13 protein-coding genes and 1 pseudogene are annotated in these 16,747 nt (G+C 58.3%); 7 read left to right on the forward strand and 7 right to left on the reverse strand.

Translation table 11 applies throughout. The features are described from left to right. Nucleotides 1-18 precede the first annotated feature (18 nt). The 3 genes from ASD02_RS24035 (at nt 19) to ASD02_RS24045 (ending at nt 3,083) form a co-directional block, all read left to right on the forward strand. Nucleotides 19-1,008, forward strand: a complete 990-nt coding sequence (locus ASD02_RS24035; protein WP_057216559.1) for a sugar-binding protein — start codon at nt 19-21, stop codon at nt 1,006-1,008. A gap of 180 nt (nt 1,009-1,188) precedes the next feature. After that, nucleotides 1,189-2,085: an NAD(P)-dependent oxidoreductase gene (locus tag ASD02_RS24040; protein WP_025430537.1), complete on the forward strand. Its 897-nt coding sequence runs from the start codon at nt 1,189-1,191 to the stop codon at nt 2,083-2,085. A gap of 212 nt (nt 2,086-2,297) precedes the next feature. Continuing rightward, nucleotides 2,298-3,083, forward strand: a complete 786-nt coding sequence (locus tag ASD02_RS24045; RefSeq protein WP_244494275.1) for an alpha/beta hydrolase — start codon at nt 2,298-2,300, stop codon at nt 3,081-3,083. Between the two features lie 90 nt (nt 3,084-3,173). Here the strand turns inward: ASD02_RS24045 and ASD02_RS24050 are convergent, their stop codons facing one another. Both ASD02_RS24050 and ASD02_RS24055 read right to left on the reverse strand, forming a co-directional pair. Then, nucleotides 3,174-4,040: an SDR family oxidoreductase gene (locus tag ASD02_RS24050; protein ID WP_057221212.1), complete on the reverse strand. Its 867-nt coding sequence runs from the start codon at nt 4,038-4,040 to the stop codon at nt 3,174-3,176. 91 nt (nt 4,041-4,131) lie between these two features. Further along, on the reverse strand, nt 4,132-4,788 hold the full coding sequence (locus ASD02_RS24055; protein ID WP_057221213.1) for an O-methyltransferase: 657 nt from the start codon (nt 4,786-4,788) through the stop codon (nt 4,132-4,134). 93 nt (nt 4,789-4,881) lie between these two features. Here ASD02_RS24055 and ASD02_RS24060 point away from each other — a divergent pair, with 93 nt between their 5' ends. After that, a complete protein-coding gene (locus tag ASD02_RS24060) occupies nt 4,882-5,532 on the forward strand; it encodes a TetR family transcriptional regulator (RefSeq protein ID WP_057221214.1) in 651 nt (216 codons plus the stop codon). Between the two features lie 270 nt (nt 5,533-5,802). On the opposite strand, the gene ASD02_RS24065 is transcribed toward ASD02_RS24060, so the two are convergent. The 5 genes and pseudogenes from ASD02_RS24065 to ASD02_RS24075 all read right to left on the reverse strand — a co-directional run bounded on the left by ASD02_RS24065 (nt 5,803) and on the right by ASD02_RS24075 (nt 11,603). After that, on the reverse strand, nt 5,803-7,395 hold the full coding sequence (locus ASD02_RS24065) for a gamma-glutamyltransferase family protein (RefSeq protein ID WP_057221215.1): 1,593 nt from the start codon (nt 7,393-7,395) through the stop codon (nt 5,803-5,805). A 128-nt stretch (nt 7,396-7,523) separates the two neighbouring features. Continuing rightward, nucleotides 7,524-7,718 (reverse strand): annotated as a pseudogene (locus tag ASD02_RS39925) (hypothetical protein). Then, on the reverse strand, nt 7,715-7,954 hold the full coding sequence (locus ASD02_RS24070; RefSeq protein WP_057221273.1) for a type II toxin-antitoxin system ParD family antitoxin: 240 nt from the start codon (nt 7,952-7,954) through the stop codon (nt 7,715-7,717). Before ASD02_RS24070 ends, ASD02_RS39925 begins: the two are co-directional and overlap by 4 nt. A 781-nt stretch (nt 7,955-8,735) precedes the next feature. After that, complete coding sequence (locus tag ASD02_RS37350; RefSeq protein ID WP_082555613.1) at nt 8,736-9,146, reverse strand: GFA family protein; 411 nt, start codon at nt 9,144-9,146, stop codon at nt 8,736-8,738. A gap of 339 nt (nt 9,147-9,485) precedes the next feature. Further along, a complete protein-coding gene (locus tag ASD02_RS24075; RefSeq protein WP_057221216.1) occupies nt 9,486-11,603 on the reverse strand; it encodes a carboxy terminal-processing peptidase in 2,118 nt (705 codons plus the stop codon). A 963-nt stretch (nt 11,604-12,566) separates the two neighbouring features. Between ASD02_RS24075 and ASD02_RS24085 the strand changes: the two genes are divergently transcribed. From ASD02_RS24085 to ASD02_RS24095, 3 genes are all read left to right on the forward strand, one after another. Next, the gene (locus ASD02_RS24085; RefSeq protein WP_057221218.1) at nt 12,567-14,273 is read left to right on the forward strand and encodes an arylsulfatase; all 1,707 of its coding nucleotides are present in this window, start codon (nt 12,567-12,569) and stop codon (nt 14,271-14,273) included. Nucleotides 14,274-14,353: 80 nt separating this feature from the next. Next, complete coding sequence (locus tag ASD02_RS24090; protein ID WP_082555614.1) at nt 14,354-15,364, forward strand: HAD family hydrolase; 1,011 nt, start codon at nt 14,354-14,356, stop codon at nt 15,362-15,364. A gap of 58 nt (nt 15,365-15,422) precedes the next feature. Continuing rightward, the gene (locus tag ASD02_RS24095) at nt 15,423-16,256 is read left to right on the forward strand and encodes a hypothetical protein (protein WP_057221220.1); all 834 of its coding nucleotides are present in this window, start codon (nt 15,423-15,425) and stop codon (nt 16,254-16,256) included. The last annotated feature ends 491 nt before the right edge of the window (nt 16,257-16,747 follow it).

Below are 16,747 nucleotides of genomic sequence, written 5' to 3' on the forward strand. Positions count from 1 at the left end.
GTTCAATGGGAGGATAGAATGAGAAAGACAGTATTGCTGGCCGCCGTCGCTGTCCTGGCGCTCTGTGCCGGCCAGGCTCTAGCCAAGAAGCAGCTCGTCATCGTCGTGAAGGGACTCGACAACCCCTTCTTCGAAGCGATCAATCAGGGCTGCCAGAAATGGAACAAGGAAAACCCGGATTCCGAGTATGAGTGCTTCTACACTGGACCAGCCTCGACATCCGACGAGGCCGGCGAAGCACAGATCGTTCAGGACATGCTCGGCAAAGCCGACACGGCAGCAATCGCCATTTCGCCGTCTAATGCCAAACTGATCGCTCAAACGCTGAAGACCGCGAACCCGACGATCCCCGTCATGACGCTCGACGCCGATCTAGCCAAAGAGGACTCGGCCCTGCGCAAGACTTATCTCGGTACCGACAACTACCTGATGGGTGCCCGGATTGGCGAGTACATCAAGAAGGCCAAGCCGGATGGCGGCAAGATCTGCACGATCGAGGGCAATCCGGGGGCGGACAACATTTTGCGCCGAGCCCAAGGCATGCGCGACACCCTGACCGGTAAGGAGGGACTGACGGAACTGAAGGGTGAGGGAGGCTGGACGGAAGTCGCAGGCTGCCCAGTCTTTACCAATGACGACGGGGCAAAAGGCGTGCAGGCCATGACGGATATTCTCGCCGCCAATCCGGACCTTGATGCCTTTGGTATCATGGGTGGCTGGCCACTATTCGGCGCACCGCAGCCCTATCGCGACCTGTTCAAGCCGATCGCAGACAAGATTGCCAGCAACGAATTCGTCATCGGCGCCGCCGATACCATCGGCGACGAAGTTGCCATTGCGCGTGAAGGGCTGGTGACGGCACTCGTCGGGCAACGTCCGTTCGAGATGGGCTACAAGGCACCGTCTGTCATGATGGATCTGATCGCTGGCAAGCCAGTAGAAGATCCGGTGTTCACCGGTCTTGATGAATGCACCAAGGACACAGTCGACACGTGCATCCAGAAGTGACGGTCTCGTCCGGGCCCCGTTCGCGGGCGCCCGGACAAATCGCCGACCGAAGCCTTGCCAGCGCAGGCGGTGGCAAGGCATCCCCATTGACGCGAGTGACATGCATCGCCAGCATCGGAACCAATTGATCCGTGGCGTCGCATTGGCGAGCGAGATCCGCGTCAGATTGTGGAGAGCAGAATGGCAAAGAGGATCATCTTCACCGGCGGCAGCGGCAAAGCCGGCCGCCATGTCGTGCAGTATCTCATCGAGCAGGGTCACCAGGTCCTCAATCTCGATACCCGGCCTCTCGACAATCCGAAGGTCAGGACGCTCATCACGGACATCACCGATAGCGGGCAAGTCTTCAACGCCTTGTCGAGTTACACCGGACTGCACGAGTTCGACCCATCCTTGAGGCCACAGCCGATCGACGCCGTCGTGCATTTTGCCGCCATCCCGCGCATCATGATCGCTCCTGACAACGAACTTTTCCGCGTGAACGCACTCGGCACCTACAACGTCATCGAAGCTGCTGTGAAACTCGGTATTCGCAAGGTCATCATAGCATCCAGCGAGACGACCTACGGCCTCGTCTTTGCCAACGAGCCCCGCAGTCCGCGCTACTTTCCGCTCGACGAGGAGTACGACGTCGACCCCATGGACAGCTATGCCTTGTCGAAAGTTGTCAATGAGCAGACGGCACGCGCCTTTGCCCTGCGCAGCGGCTTCGACATCTATGCCCTGCGCATCGGCAACGTCATTGAGCCGAGCGAGTACAAACTGTTTCCTGGATGGTTCGCAAATCCGGGCTTTCGAAAACGCATCGCGTGGAGCTACATCGATGCGCGCGACCTCGGCCAGATCACGCTTCGCGCAATAGAGAAGGACGGGCTTGGTTTCCAGATCTTCAATGCCGCAAACGACGACACCTCTTCCGATCTGCCTACCCGCGAACTCATAGACCGGTTCTATCCAGGTGTACCGCTCAAGCGGGAACTCGGCGAGTTCGAGACGTTGCTGTCGAACTGGAAGGCGCGTGACATTTTGGGTTTTCGCAGCGAGCATGGCTGGAGAAAATACGTCACCTCAGGCTGAAAACCGCCCAACGTTTTCCTCGTCACCTTCACACGTAGACTTGTCGTACACGCAAACAGCCGCATGGCTCAGAACCGTCTGTGGCAACCAACGCCCCAGTCACCCAACCGGGTGACTGGCAACCGCGAGAAGATCACGTATATTGCAACTTACACGGACAACGATTGCCGCGATCTTCGAAGGCCGCAAACTAAGGGTTGATGGAGGCTACTATGGCAGAACCAAGGTGGCGAACTCTTCCCGTAACTCCCGAGTTGCCCGCGACGACCCGCAAAGGGTATGTCGCGGTCGACGGCATCAAGATTTGGTATGCTGTCTACGGTTCCGGTGAGCCCGTGATTATGCTCCATGGCGGTCTCGCCAATTCCAATTACTGGGGCCATCAGGTTCCGGAACTCGCTAAGTCCTATCAGGTCATCGTTATGGACAGCCGCGGCCACGGCCGCAGCACTCGGAATGCGGACCCCTTCAGCTACGACCGCATGGCCTCCGACGTCATCGCATTGATGGATGATTTAAGGGTGTCCAAGGCTGCGGTCATAGGCTGGAGCGACGGCGCAATCATCGGCCTCAAGCTAGTGATCGCCAATCCTGGCCGAGTTAGCTGCCTGTTCGCATTTGCGGCTAATAGTGACCCATCCGGGATCTACGATCTATCCGATAGCAGGATGTTTGAGAACTATTCTCAGCGGACGCGCGAAGAGTACGAAAAGCTGTCTCCCACACCCGTCGAATACGACGACTTCCTTGAGCAAATGGAAAAAATGTGGGGCTCGCAACCAAACATAACGAAAAGTGAGCTTCGCAACCTTGAACACCCTATCTGGGTTGCAGCCGGCGACCACGACGAAATTGTCAGGCGTACCGATACGCTGTTCATCGCCGAAAACATTCCCAGTGCCGGTCTGCTAATACAGCCAGAAGTCAGCCACTTTTCCCATTTGCAGAACCCGCAAGAGTTCACAGAGGATCTATTTCGCTTCCTGCGCGCGCATTGAGATCGCAAAACGTGAGGCGAGTGTTTGGCGTGCAGTTTCAGTAACGCCTAGGGCTCGGCATCAGCGCGGCAGTTAGAGCTCGTCTCACGATCAGCGCGGGAAGTAGGCGGGCTGATCGAGATCGGCGATCAGGCCCGGACCAGTCGGCTGCCAGCCTAGAAGCGAGCGGGTCCTGGCGCTGGACGCCGCCATGTTCGCCGCTGCAAAGTTGGCAAACCAGCCGAAGTGCTCTCGCGACCGCGGTTCGACCGGCAGGCCGAGTTGGCGCCCGATCACTTCGGCGATTTCCCTGAACGGAACCGTTTCGACGGCAACCGCATGGTAGACGCTCTCCGCCACGCCGGCTTCAAGGGCCATGCGGTAGACCTGCGCCGCATCCAGACGGTGAACCCCGGACCAGCAGTTCAAGCCGTCATCGACATAGGCGGACACGCCGGTTTCGCGCGCGAGGCCCGCGACGATCGGGATGAAACCATGGTCGCCCACCCCATGAACGGATGGCGCAAGACGCACCGTCGCTGCGCGCACGCCCTGTTCCGCCACCGCCCTTGCGGCAGCTTCCGACTTGCGCGGCGACGCCGGATTGGGAAGGTCTGCTTCGGTTGCGCCGCGTGGCAGACCCAAGAGGCCGGAGGTGACGAGCAATGGGCGGTCCGACCATTTGAGTGCGCCTCCCAGTGCCTCGATCGCCCGTTCGTCCTGTGCCGCGTTCTTGGCGAACGTCGAGAAGTCGTGGTTGAAGGCGGTGTGAATCACGGCGTCGGCGGCTGAAGCGGCAGCCCGCAGGATGTCGAGGTCGTCCAGCGAACCTTCGACAACCTTCGCACCGATGGCTGCAAGGGCTGATGCCTTCCCCGCCGAACGGACAAGGCCACTGACCTTATGTCCTGAGCGGATCAGGTCCTCGACGACGGCGAAGCCGACCCAGCCGGTTGCGCCTGTTACGAATACATGCATGACAATTCTCCATTGAGGGGCCCGTGCCATTGGGACGGGCCTTTCGTTGTATGTTCGGTTTGGGTTGGTGGCAGTTGAACGTTGGCAGGCTTCAGGCCAGGCGCATCGACAGCTCGATGTCGTCGGCGAACGGTGTCGACAGATAGCCGCCCGAAGTCGAGCGGACGCGATCGAGATAGTCCGGGCAATGATCCGCATCGTCGGCAACGACAAGTGCTCCGGTCCGCAGACGGCTCTCGACCAGTGAAAGGACTTCCGGGTAGAGCGGCTTCGCGCCATCGAGCAGGAGCAGATCTATGCTTTCGGGAAGATCCATACTCAGCGTCGTCAGCGCATCGCCCTCGCGAATTTCGACGAGATCGATGAGGCCCGCGTCAGCCAGGTTCTGTCGCGCCCTTGCAATCTTCGACGGCTCGAACTCGCTGGTGATCAGCTGCCCCCCGCCATTGTCCCGGAGCGCTGCTGCGAGGTAGAGAGTCGAGAGGCCGAACGACGTGCCGAACTCGACGATCGTCCTTGCGCCGCTGCTTCGGGCCAGCATATAGAGCAGTTCGCCGGTCTGGCGGGACACGGGAAGCCAAAGATCCTTCATGCGGCTGTAGAAGTCGAGATACTCCGTCTTGCTGTGCATGAGGCGGTCGCGCTCCGCGTGGGAGAGTTCTGCCAAGGCCGGGCTGGTGGCGGCATCCGCTTCGTCGAAGAGGCGGTCGAGAAGAGATGCAAGGCGTATGTCCTTGAGGGTGTTCATCGGAAAATCCTTGGTTCGTTGCGATGACTTGCTTTCGAAATAAAAAATACGAATAATTCGTCGCGTTTGCTAATCGCATTGCAAAAGGTCCCGATGACTGATCGCGCAAGTCCCCGTATTTCCACACGAAAGCAGCCCAAGCAGTCGCGTTCGAACGAGCTTGTCGCCGCCATTCTTCAGGCGGCTATTCAGGTTTTGGCGCAGGAGGGTGCGCAGCGTTTTACGACGGCGCGGGTGGCGGAACGGGCAGGTGTCAGCGTCGGATCTCTCTACCAGTATTTCCCCAACAAGGCGGCTATCCTGTTCCGACTGCAGAGCGACGAGTGGCGGGCGACATCGGAACTCTTGGGCGACATCCTGACGGACCGGTCCCGACCGCCGCTCGAGCGGCTCCGTAGCCTCGTGCAGGCTTTCATCCGTTCGGAATGCGAGGAAGCTGCCGTTCGGGTGGCACTTAACGATGCCGCCCCTCTTTACCGGGATGCGCCGGAAGCGCAGGAGGCGCGGGCGGCGGATGACATGGTCATCGAAGCGTTCATGTCCGAGCTTCTTCCGGATGCCTCCGCGGCGGTCCGGGCCACGGCCGGCGACCTCGTCATGACGACCATGACCACGGTCGGGAAGGAGTTCTCCGCCGAGCCGAAGACCGACGCGGAAATCGCAGCATACGCGAATGCCATGTCCGACATGTTCTGCGCCTATATCCGCTGCCTGCGTTCCGATATTTCTGCAGCGGCCGGGTGATGCGCGATTGAACGCTCTGATCGTATGGTCGCCAGGAACTCTGGGAAGGCTCGTCGGCGGGATGGCCGCAAACCGAACCCTACACATGGAACCGACGACACGATGAGTCCGGGACACTTAACCCGCGGCGCCGCTCCCCTCACCGCCTACGAAGGTTTCGTTGCCAATACGGACTTCCATGTTCCTCCCCCCAGCCAATCATTGCCTAGGTCGCCGTAGAGAGACATTTGGGAGAACCGTCCATCTCATCACTCCACCTGTGAGGCAAAGTTAGTAGCCCAGCGCCATCCCGTCCTTACGGGCGTCCGACCCTCCGATCAGAATGCCACGCTCCCAGTCAATCCGGATGGCTTGCGCTCCGCCGATCGCGCGGAGGGACGGCTGAACCTTGAAGCCACGCCGTTCCAGTTCGGAGCCGATGCTGGTGCGGATGGCTTCCTCTGCTTCGACCGTCGCTGTAGCGGGCAGAGGAAAGAGGCGCGGCAGGTCAATGGCGGTTTGAAGATCGACACCGCAATCGTAGAGCCGGGACAACAGATGAGCATGGCCCATGGCCTGGTAGTGGCCGCCCATCACACCGAACGGCATCACGATACGCCCGCCCTCGGCGACCATTCCCGGGATTATCGTATGCATCGGACGCTTGCGGGCCGCGATTTCGTTGGGGTGACCTGCCGCAAGCGAAAAGCTCTGACCGCGGTTGTGGAACAATACGCCTGAGCGTGGCGCCATCAGCCCACTGCCATAGGAACTGAATATCGAATTGATGAAGCTGACCGCGTTGCGGTCGCGATCCACCACGCAAACATAGACGGTATCCTTGTGCTCGACGGTGTCGAACGAGGGCAGCGGTTCGGTGACCCGATCGAGGGAGATGCTTTGGGCAAGGCGATCAGCAAGTGTGCTCGACAGCATGCGCTCGACGGCCCCATCCGACAAAGACGGATCGGCGACCATCGCGTCGCGCGCGGCGTAGGCGAGCCGTGTTGCCTCGAGGAGGAGATGCAGATCATCGGGGTCGAACGGGTCGTTGGACAGCGAGAAACGCGAGAGGATGTTCAGGATCAGGAGGGCGACGACGCCTTGGCCATTCGGCGGGCATTCGTAGATGGTGCGGCCGCGATAGGTCGTGGAGATGGGTGTAACGTAGTCTCCTACAGCGCTGGCGAAATCGTCCAGGGAGTGATAGCCGCCGAGGCCGCGCAGATAGTCCACCATGTCCTCGGCGATGGCGCCGCGATAGAAGGCGTCCCGGCCGCCGCGTGCGATCGCGTCGAGTGTATCCGCAAGCAAGGGCTGGCGCTGGACGCTGCCGACCGCCGGGGCCTCTCCCGCGACCAGGAAAGTGGCACGGGTGGTTGGGTCGGCAGCCAGGAGATCGCGCTGCATGCCCAGGTCGGCGGCGACACGGGGCGTCAGCGCATAGCCGTCGCGGGACATCGCAATTGCAGGCTGAAGCACTTCGGCCATCGACATCCGGCCGAAGTCGCTTAAGAGGCGGCACCAGGCATCGACCGCTCCAGGAACCGTGACCGCGTGAGGAGAAGAGCGCTCGATTGCTGTCACACCGTCGGCACGCAGCGCATCGTGGCTCAGTGCTACTGGCGTCAGGCCCGAGCCGTTGTAGGCGCGAATGTCGGTGGATCCTTCCACCGCGATCATTGCGAAACAATCCCCGCCAACACCAGTCGAACCTGCCTCGACTACTGATTGAACCGCGACGGCCGCCACCGCCGCATCGATGGCGTTCCCTCCTGCCTTCAGGATCTCGATGGCCGTCAGGGTTGAGGCCGGATGTGAGGTTGCCGCCATCCCGTGACGGGCGACGGCCAGCGACCGACCAGGATCTTCGAAGTTGCGCATGACGTCCCTAAAGTCTTCCCAGCTATCTGCTTCGTCAGTCCCCCGACGCCGGCGCAAGTGACCTTGGCCAGAGGTCGTGCATAGGGTGGTGGGGCACAGCGGATACAGCCGTGCAAATCTCCGCGCAGTCAGCGACTATCCGACCCCTGCATCCACTGCGGGATATCGCGCTTGGCATGAAGCACACTCCACACGTCGATGCAGCCGGCCTGTCGATGAAGCCCAGCGCGACATCAATTTGCGGCCTCGCGTGCGTAATAATCTACGGTCACTTCGACATCACTGCGCGCCAATTCACGTGGAATAATCGGTTTGTTCGTCACTTGCTCTTCCGACCACGAACTCGATCGCGCAACCCGCTGAAATAAGCGGCGTCGGGCGGTTCAGTCTGCGCAGAGGAGGCTCCGTCAAGCAACAGCCTGCGTAACGTGAGCCGGTCGTCATCTCGACGGATCAATTCTCGGATATACTCACTGCTCGACCCATAGTCCCGCCCAGCGACTTGCTCATCTACGAAGCTCTTCAGATAGTCCGGCAGGGAAATGTTCATTGTGCGCATAGGAACGAGCATAGCCGCATGGCAAAAATTGGCAACGACGTCCGCTTCCGACGGCTGAAATGGCAGCATTCGCAACTGCGACCTTCTGGTTAGAGGCGGACGAGCTACCGGGCTGCTATCCGCCGACTTCAGAATTGAAAACGAACCCAGCTGCTCCAGTTTATAAAGTACGGGTAAACACGCTCAGGAGGAGCAGTTATGAGCAGAAACACCGTTATTGGCGTCATTGTCGCCGTCGTCGTAATCATCCTTGCCGTTGTCTTCCTACTCCCTGGCAAGACGACCACAACGGAAACAGCGACACCCCCGGCGACTACGACTGAGCCGACGACTCAGCCCTCGACGACTCAGCCCTCGACGACCCAGCCTTCAACGACCCAGCCTTCAACGACTGCGCCAGCTCAATAGGGTATACCGACGAGACTACTGTGAGCACGCGACCGACGCCGAGTATCGCGCGAGACGGCGGTCATTGGGTGGACGCGCCTTCGTAACTGGTGAGGTATGCCTCGAAAATTTGATGGTTCGCCCAGACACTTCGAGAGATTTCATCCTCGGTCACTCTTGCCCTCGACTTCTTCTGGCGATCGATAACCCTGCTCGCACTCCTCGCAGTGTGCGTAGACATCTCCGGTTTCGCTCTCACGAAAGAGAAAAAGCCGGCCGTTCTGACAGCTCGGGCAGTTGCCTGCGTGAAATTGCATCATGGCGGTCAGCATCCTCACTATGTTTCCAAGCATATGGCCAGTGATTCGGCCACGCAGTCACCTGCCGATTCATCCTAATGTTGGCCGATTGGGAGGCCTTGGAAAGGCTCTACCGTGTCGGCGACCTTCACCCACTTATGTTTCGATTGCTCGAATACTGATATGGCAGGTGGCGCGAACGCCGGGTCGGCAAATGAACCTACAGCCACCCCGATCCAGGACGGCGAGACATCGGCCTTCCAATAGACGGTCGAGCCGCAACTTGGGCAAAAATGCATTCGGACCTTGCGACCGCTCTCGGCAGTACGAATGAATTCTGCAGACGTTCCAGATATTTCGACACAGTCAATCGAGTAGAAAGCATTAGCGCTGAACGGTGCACCAGTTCTTCGCTGGCATGCGAAACAGTGACACAGCGCAGTCAATTGTGGCGGTTCGCGAAGCATCAGTTTAAGAGCGCCACAGGCGCATTGGGCATTGGCCATGGAAACTCCTCCCGCTTGCGCGGTGAGATTACGTTGGATTAAGGGCTGAAGCGCAGGCCCGAACCGCAATTCCATTGCGGTAGGCGATGCAAAGAGGCTGAAACCTGATACAATTTCAGGATCACCAAGCACCCAAGGTAGATCGCGGAAATGCCGGAGTCTAGAAGAAACTCTTCGGACCGCCAAACGCAGTCATGCCTGATGTGAAGGGATCTAACTCAGTTCAGCATCCGCGCTTACGACTGGACCATGGCGTGGTACGCCGTACTTCCCCTGTAATCATGCCGCTGCGAAGAATAGATCGCAAGCGGCCCATACTGTTGCGCCGGCCGGGTACGATTATTTTCCCTCCGTATTTTCCGATTGTCCTGTGGCCGCTTTCACCACCCCTTCCTGCAAATCCGCCTCATCGGCAAGAATGGCCGCGGCCTCGTCCAGCAAAACATCTTTTGCGTTCTTGCGGGCATTCTCAATGGCAATATCAGCACTCAGGCTACGCTCGTTTGCACGCAGGCCATCATCTTCGCCAGCATTTGCGCCATCGCCTGCTTGCGCCCGAGACTTCATTCGAATTTCTCGAGCCGTCAATTCCCTACGACGTTCGGCTTCATTGAGGGAGACAACCCCTTTGTTGCGCTGCGCTTCCACGTCCGCAATGTCTTCTAACAGGCGTTGGAAATCCGGATTGCTCTCAACCCGAGCTTCATGGCGGCGTTGAAGTGTCGGCAACAACGCCGTTATGGTGCCGATGGGCTTATAGGTCGCAGGTTTGATCTGAGCCCACGGCAGGGCATTGTCATAACTGGTCTCGCCAAAGCGAGCCGGATCCGAAAAACTCGGCAAGCTGATATCAGGCGTCACACCGTGCAACTGCGTCGTGCCGCCGTTGATCCGGAAAAACTGCGCAATCGTGACTTTCAGGTCACCGAATTCGGGTGTGCTGTTGCGAACCACCTCGTCAAGATTCACGACAGTTTGAACGGTGCCCTTACCGAAACTCGGTTCGCCAACGATAACGCCCCGACCGTAATCTTGGATTGCCGCGGCGAAAATCTCCGAAGCCGATGCCGACCCGCGATTGATGAGGACACCCACAGGGCCGGTCCAGACAGGCGCTGGAAAATCAGCGCTTGATACCGCGACCTTACCGTCGCTATCGCGTTGCTGAACGACCGGGCCACTGCCGATGAACAGGCCGGTCAAATCAATCGCCTCCTTCAGTGAACCGCCGCCATTGTTGCGCATGTCAATGAGAACGCTGTCGACTTTTTCCTGCTTCAGTTCATCGAGAAGCTTTCGGACATCGCGGCTCGCGCTTCTATAGTCCTTGTCTCCTTTGCGCCGGGCTTCAAAATCCTCGTAGAATGCCGGCAGAGTAATCACCCCGATTTTACGCGTGGCTTCGCCCACTTTCACAGACAGCACGGTCTTCTGGGCAGCCTGCTTTTCGAGGCTGATTTTATCGCGCACCAGGCTGATGATCCGGTGGGTGGCATCGGCTCCGGCATCCGCCGGCAGGATATCCAGGCGCACGACGGTGCCCTTTTTCCCTCGTATCAGTTGCACGACCTCATCAAGGCGCGTGCCAACCACTTCCTTTATCGCCCCATCCTTGCCTTGACCCACGCCAGTAATGCGGTCTCCGACCGAGAGCTTGCCCGACAACTGAGCCGGTCCGCCAGGCACGAGTTCACGGATCGTCGTGTAGTCGTCGCGTTCCTGCAGTGACGCACCGATACCAACGAGTGAAAGTTTCATTGCGATATTGAAATCGGCCGAAGCGGTCGCGCCGAAGTAGTCCGTGTGCGGGTCGGTCGACGTTGTGTAGGCGTTCATGAACGACTGGAAAACGTCATCGCTTTTATACTTGTAAGCTCGCTGCAAAGCGTTTGCATATCGCTTGTCGAGTGTTTCGCGAATGGCCGCGTCGGTCTTGCCGCCCAGTTTCAACCGCAACCAGTCGCTTTTTACGCGTTTGCGCCAAAGTTCATTGCTCTCGGCCTCCGACTGCGGCCAGGGCGCTTTATCGCGCAGAACGGAAAAGCTCTCCTGCGCACCGAAATCGAGGTCCTGCTTAAGCAAGTTGCGCGCGTAGTTCATTCGGTCGACAACGCGTTTCCCATAAACGTTGAAGATCGCAAATGGGATGTTCAAGTTTTTCCGTTCGATGGCGTCGTCGATCTCGTTGCGGTCCGACATGAACCTGTCGATGTCCGCTTGCAGAAAGAGCGCATGGTCTGGATCAAGTGATTGGATGAACCGATCCATGATCCTGGCCGACAAGGCGTCGTCGAGTGGAACGGGCTTATAGCTGAAGCGCGTGAGAAATTCTGCACTCAACTGAGCGGCTTGTGCCTGTTGCTTAAGCGGCTCCAAAACAGGCGGTGAGGCGACTTCAGCAAATGCGGACTGTACGATTGCCAGAAATGCACCAAGGAAAACGTATGATATGCGCATTCTGATCGATCCAATTCTTGATGCCGAGTGTCACTGCACGATCTAGGTGAAGCAATTGTGGCTTTTTGGCAACCGGATGGGTCATGCGCTCATCCAGCGACCCTCGGCTCAAGGAGGTTTAAGCGCCAGGCCGCATGTCGGCGAAGGCTTCGTTTGGAAAATTCGTCTGCGTGAGTTGGACCGACTTTACTGCTGCTTCGCATTCCCATGACTGGCATGTCTCCACCGAACGTGCGGTGCCTCTGGGCCGTCCGGCCCATTGTCTGAGCGAAGACCACAATTGTGTTTTCCACCAATTCCCAGCTCATTCAACGTATCAAACATTTTTCCGACGATCGCGTCTCCCTCCAGGTGGCCTGCCCTGGCAATCATCCCAAACGCGTCCCAGGTGTCGGTGGGAGGAATTCCGTAAAACTCGTAAAAACCCTGTTTCTGCGGAGGTGCCATTTTCCATCCATTGCGGTGGCATAACCGGCACCATGCGGCCCTGGACTTCAGCTTCTAGAGGAACAGGTGCGCGTTAAAAACGCAGCCGAGGCCACGTTGAGTAAGCCATTGGCATTATTCTTTGAACGTCCAAGTATCGAAAGTGCATATTTTCGACTGCAACGTGTTCTTATTGAGAGTGCAAGTCTTGAAATGACCCACGCCCTGCACCATGATCATGTGCGTGCACGAGCGATTTCTCGGCGCATTCATGGGCATATCTTATGCGTTACGACCAGATCCACCGAAACTGTTTAGGTGGAAGCTGTTCGACCTGATGCTATGCAGATCCGGCCAAACTGGCCATTTGTTCTGAGCCGTGTTCGTTTTTAAGAATTGGGTAGCAGCTGTGCATCGTGGCGCTGCACCCTCTCAACTGCGTCGCAATCGCAGCACCCACGCCTTCGCATTCAACTCTTCTCGCGCATGAAATCTAGTGAATGAACCTTGCAAGGTTCTCTGAGGGAGGGACGTGAAATGCCTCGTATAAGAACGACGTGCATCGCAGCAGCATTAACTGCAGTGAGTAGCCTTTGGGCCGGCACCGCTATCGTGCAGGCGCAGGAAACCAAGCCCAACATCCTGTTTATCATGGGCGATGATATCGGCTGGATGCAGCCAAGCATCTATCACCAGGGCCTGATGGTAGGTGAAACGCCCAACATCGATCGCATCGGCAATGAGGGTGCGAAATTCATGACCTACTACGCTGAACAAAGCTGTACGGCTGGTCGTACCGCGTTCATAACCGGCATGCAGCCGGTGCGTGTCGGCATGGTCCTGCCGGAAATTCCCGGAAGCCCGTCCTACCTGCGGGCAGGCACGCCTCACCTTGCCCGGTTCCTGAACGATCTCGGCTATTCGACAGGCGAGTTCGGCAAGAACCATCTCGGGGATACCACCGAGTCCCTGCCGACTGCCCATGGTTTTCAGGAGTTCTGGGGCTATCTCTATCACCTCGACGCAATGCAGGGCGTGAGCTTCCCCGACATCAACAAGACGCCGACAGAGCAGGGGATCGCACCTCCTTGCAGGAATACGCCAATCCCCGGGCTGACCGAGAATCCTGCGGCGGTCGATCCGAAGACAACAACGTGCCTGACACCACCGCGTCCCATGCTAGCGTGCGCATCCTCCGACGGAACCCCTGAAAATCAATCTTGCAAGGACGAAGGGCCGCTGACACTCGAGCGCTCCAAGACGATTGACGAAGAAATCTCCGGCAAGGTCATCGACTTCCTCGACAGGAACGACCCCGAGAAAACCAAGAAGCCCTTCTTCGTCTGGTACAATCCGGCACGCATGCACATCACCACCGTGCTGCCGGACAAGTACCTGAACATGGTTGGCGAGCCGGGCGGCAAGGACTGGGGCGTTAACGAAGCCGGTATGAAGCAAATGGACGACAACATCGGCTACGTGCTGAAGAAGCTCGAGGAGATGGGAGAACTCGACAACACCATCGTCGTCTTTACCACCGACAACGGTGCCGAGACGATTACCTTTCCCGACGGCGGCACCACTCCGTTCAAGGGCGGAAAGCTCAGCACCTGGGAAGGTGGCATGCGCGCTCCGCTAGTCGTGCGCTGGCCGGGCCATATCGAACCGGGAACGGTCAAGAACGAGATCTTCGCATCACTCGATTGGCTGCCGACATTGGTGAACATTGCTGGCGGCCCGAAGGGTGATGGGCTCAAGAAGGAGATCGAAGCGGGCAAGTATCCGAAAGTTGTCAAAACCACTCTCGACGGGATCGATCAGCGCGACTTCCTGGAAGGTAAGGCACCATCCGCACGCGACTCTTTCTTGTACTATTCCGGCAAAGAGCCGTCGGCGGTCCGCTTCAAAAACTGGAAGATGTATTTCGCGATGGTGTCCGATGACCCTGCGGGCTTCATTTCCGGCGTGCAGCCCTATTCCTGGACACAGGTCGTCAACATCAAGCGTGATCCGTTCGAAACTTCGGTCGGTCAGCAGATCAAGACACTCTTCGGCATGGGGGGCGCGATCGCCTCGCCTTCGACGGCCTATGTCTATGACTGGAACATCCTGCCCATCGGGCAGCAGCTGTGGCTGAAGCATCTCGAGAGTTACATCAACTTTCCGCCGCTGCAGGACCCTGCAAGTTATAATCTTGAGCAGGTCATGCAGCAAGTTAAGGAAATGAAGACAGGTCACGACTGAAACGCTGTCGAATAGCGACATCACAACGGACGCTCTTCGGGGCGTCCGCATTCTTGTTTATCCCGGAGGGAGGGTTCGACATGCGTTCGGGTCACCTGACTGTAATTTATCTCTGGCTGTATGCGCTCCTCGCGGCCACTGCGGCTCAAGCTCAATCCGATCCCCTGCCCTCGTGGAACGACAACGTGGCCAAGCAGGCAATCGTCGAGTTCGTGCAGGCGACCACCGACAATACAAAGCCCACTTTCGTGCCGCCCGAAGAAAGGATCGCAACCTTCGATCAGGATGGTACGCTTTGGGTCGAACACCCGATGTACAGCCAGGTGATATACTGCCTGGAGCGGGTTCCGGCTCTGGTGAAGGAAAAACCGGAGCTGAAGGACATCGAGCCTTTCAAGACCGTGCTGACCGGCGACAGGGAAGCGGTCGCCAAGCTCCCCATGGCGGATCTCGAAAAGATCCTTGCTGCCACGCTTACCGGCATGACGGTGGACCAATTCGAGGCCGAGGTCAGCAAGTGGATCGCATCGGCAAAGGATCCGCGATGGAAGCGCCCCTTTACCGAACTCACCTACCAGCCCATGAAGGAGGTTCTTGGCTATCTGCGCGACAATGGCTTTAAGACCTACATCGTCACAGGCGGCGGCCAGGACTTCGTGCGTGTCTACTCCGAGAGCACATACGGGATCCCTCCTGAACAGGTGGTGGGGACAGCCGGAGGAACGACCTATGGATATGGAAAGGACGGAAAGCCCTTCCTGACCAAGGATCCCAAGCTTCTCCTCAATGACAACAATGCCGGAAAACCGGAGGGAATCCATCTGATGATTGGGAAACAACCGATCATCGCTTTCGGCAATTCAACGGGCGACAAGGAGATGCTCGAATATACCGAAGCGGGGGACGGCCCCCGGCTTTCCGTTCTCGTGCTGCATGACGACGCAGAACGAGAATATGCCTATGGCCCGGCAAATGGTTTGCCTGAGACCAAGGTCGGCACTTTCACGCAGGAACTTTACGACGAAGCCATCAAGGACGGCTGGATCGTCATCAGCATGAAAAACGACTGGAGACGAGTGTTCGCGGACTGACCGAGCAGCTTCGCCTGCTCATTCGCATTTCAAATGCCCTGAAACGCAGGAGGTAGTTATGAAACCCAGAACTGCTGTCTTTCTTTCCGTATTCCTTGCCACAAGCCAATTTCTCGTCCCCGGCTCGGTTTTGGCGCAGGACGCCGATGTCAAGCCGCACGTCCCGCTTGCCAAAACGATCGGCCAGGTATCACCGACAGGGCCGGTTCCATCGCTTTTCGTCCTCAACTCTACGGGCGCAAAATTGGAGGGAACCACGCTCACAATGACGGGCGTTTCGATGAATTCAATCGTCTTCGCCGATCGGCCAATTCGTGCGGCCGGTCATCTCACGACCGAGCAGTTCGTCATGCAATGGGACGAAGGCAAAGGCAGTTTTTCCACAGATCCGCCCAATGCCACGATTTCGGTCCTTGGCGGGAACGGGTCGAAGGTCGAAGATGCTGTAGTGACGATTATGAAGCCAAAGCTCTCGGGTGGGAACCTGACGTTCGAAGTGGCGGTTCTTGAAGGAAGTCTTTCGGGCGGAAGCGGCCCTGCAGCACTGTTCATCGACCGTGGCGGCTTTGGCGGCGGTGGCTTTGGCGGTGGTGGTGGCTTTGGCGGTGGTGGCCGTGACTTTGGTGGCGGCGGCTTTGGCGGCGGGGGCTTCCACGGAGGTTTCGCCGGTGGCGATCGAATGGGGGCCGACGTTCATGTGAACGATGTCCACGCCAACTATTGGCACGCTCCAGATTATCATGGCGCTTGGTATGCCGGCGCCGGGCTTGCGACGGGGGCCGCCATTGGCGCAGCCGCCACCGCGCCCTACCGCTACGGCTACGGTTATGCCAACCCCTACTACAACAACAACTACAACCAGTGTGGATATTACCCCTATCCGCCCTGCTAAAAGGTCGCTGATAGTGGTTCGAAACCTGTCGGGAAAAGGCGGAGTGACGTGCAAGAGCCCGTCGCTCCGATCAAGCGACCCGATCTGCTTCAATGTGCGCGAAGCCTGCCAACAGAGCTGCTCACGCTCCGCTAGCAATTAGAAGGGCGCAGCGCGGTCGGCCTTTTCTTCCCCAAAAAGGACGTCTCGGCACCAACCGCCATGTGGCTGACAGCTCCTGCTCGAACGGGAATATCCGCGTTTTCTGCGATGGCACGGAACCAGACTTCCGCGGCGCCGTTAAGGTTGCGTCTTGCAACGGAGGAACGGCAACCATGGAAAAAGAAGCTGAAGCGCACAAATCGAAAGAAAACGATCGCCGCGATAGTTCCAAACCTGGCACGATCGTCGCCGGCCCGGAAGCCCACGCGCGGGAGGCGGCTGGAAAGATGCCGTCAGGCCGGAGTGCCAAATCCGAGAAGCCTGCGAAGAAACCGGCAAGCCGTTCCTAG

Source organism: Ensifer sp. Root1252 (assembly GCF_001425885.1).
GTDB classification, from domain to species: domain Bacteria; phylum Pseudomonadota; class Alphaproteobacteria; order Rhizobiales; family Rhizobiaceae; genus Ensifer; species Ensifer canadensis.

Bases quoted from the DNA above. Each gene is read 5' to 3' on its own strand.
- ASD02_RS24035 (WP_057216559.1), top strand. From the start codon at position 19: ATGAGAAAGACAGTATTGCTGGCCGCCGTCGCTGTCCTGGCGCTCTGT.
- ASD02_RS24040 (WP_025430537.1), top strand. From the start codon at position 1,189: ATGGCAAAGAGGATCATCTTCACCGGCGGCAGCGGCAAAGCCGGCCGC.
- ASD02_RS24045 (WP_244494275.1), top strand. From the start codon at position 2,298: ATGGCAGAACCAAGGTGGCGAACTCTTCCCGTAACTCCCGAGTTGCCC.
- ASD02_RS24050 (WP_057221212.1), bottom strand. From the start codon at position 4,040: ATGCATGTATTCGTAACAGGCGCAACCGGCTGGGTCGGCTTCGCCGTC.
- ASD02_RS24055 (WP_057221213.1), bottom strand. From the start codon at position 4,788: ATGAACACCCTCAAGGACATACGCCTTGCATCTCTTCTCGACCGCCTC.
- ASD02_RS24060 (WP_057221214.1), top strand. From the start codon at position 4,882: ATGACTGATCGCGCAAGTCCCCGTATTTCCACACGAAAGCAGCCCAAG.
- ASD02_RS24065 (WP_057221215.1), bottom strand. From the start codon at position 7,395: ATGCGCAACTTCGAAGATCCTGGTCGGTCGCTGGCCGTCGCCCGTCAC.
- ASD02_RS24070 (WP_057221273.1), bottom strand. From the start codon at position 7,954: ATGCGCACAATGAACATTTCCCTGCCGGACTATCTGAAGAGCTTCGTA.
- ASD02_RS37350 (WP_082555613.1), bottom strand. From the start codon at position 9,146: ATGGCCAATGCCCAATGCGCCTGTGGCGCTCTTAAACTGATGCTTCGC.
- ASD02_RS24075 (WP_057221216.1), bottom strand. From the start codon at position 11,603: ATGCGCATATCATACGTTTTCCTTGGTGCATTTCTGGCAATCGTACAG.
- ASD02_RS24085 (WP_057221218.1), top strand. From the start codon at position 12,567: ATGCCTCGTATAAGAACGACGTGCATCGCAGCAGCATTAACTGCAGTG.
- ASD02_RS24090 (WP_082555614.1), top strand. From the start codon at position 14,354: ATGCGTTCGGGTCACCTGACTGTAATTTATCTCTGGCTGTATGCGCTC.
- ASD02_RS24095 (WP_057221220.1), top strand. From the start codon at position 15,423: ATGAAACCCAGAACTGCTGTCTTTCTTTCCGTATTCCTTGCCACAAGC.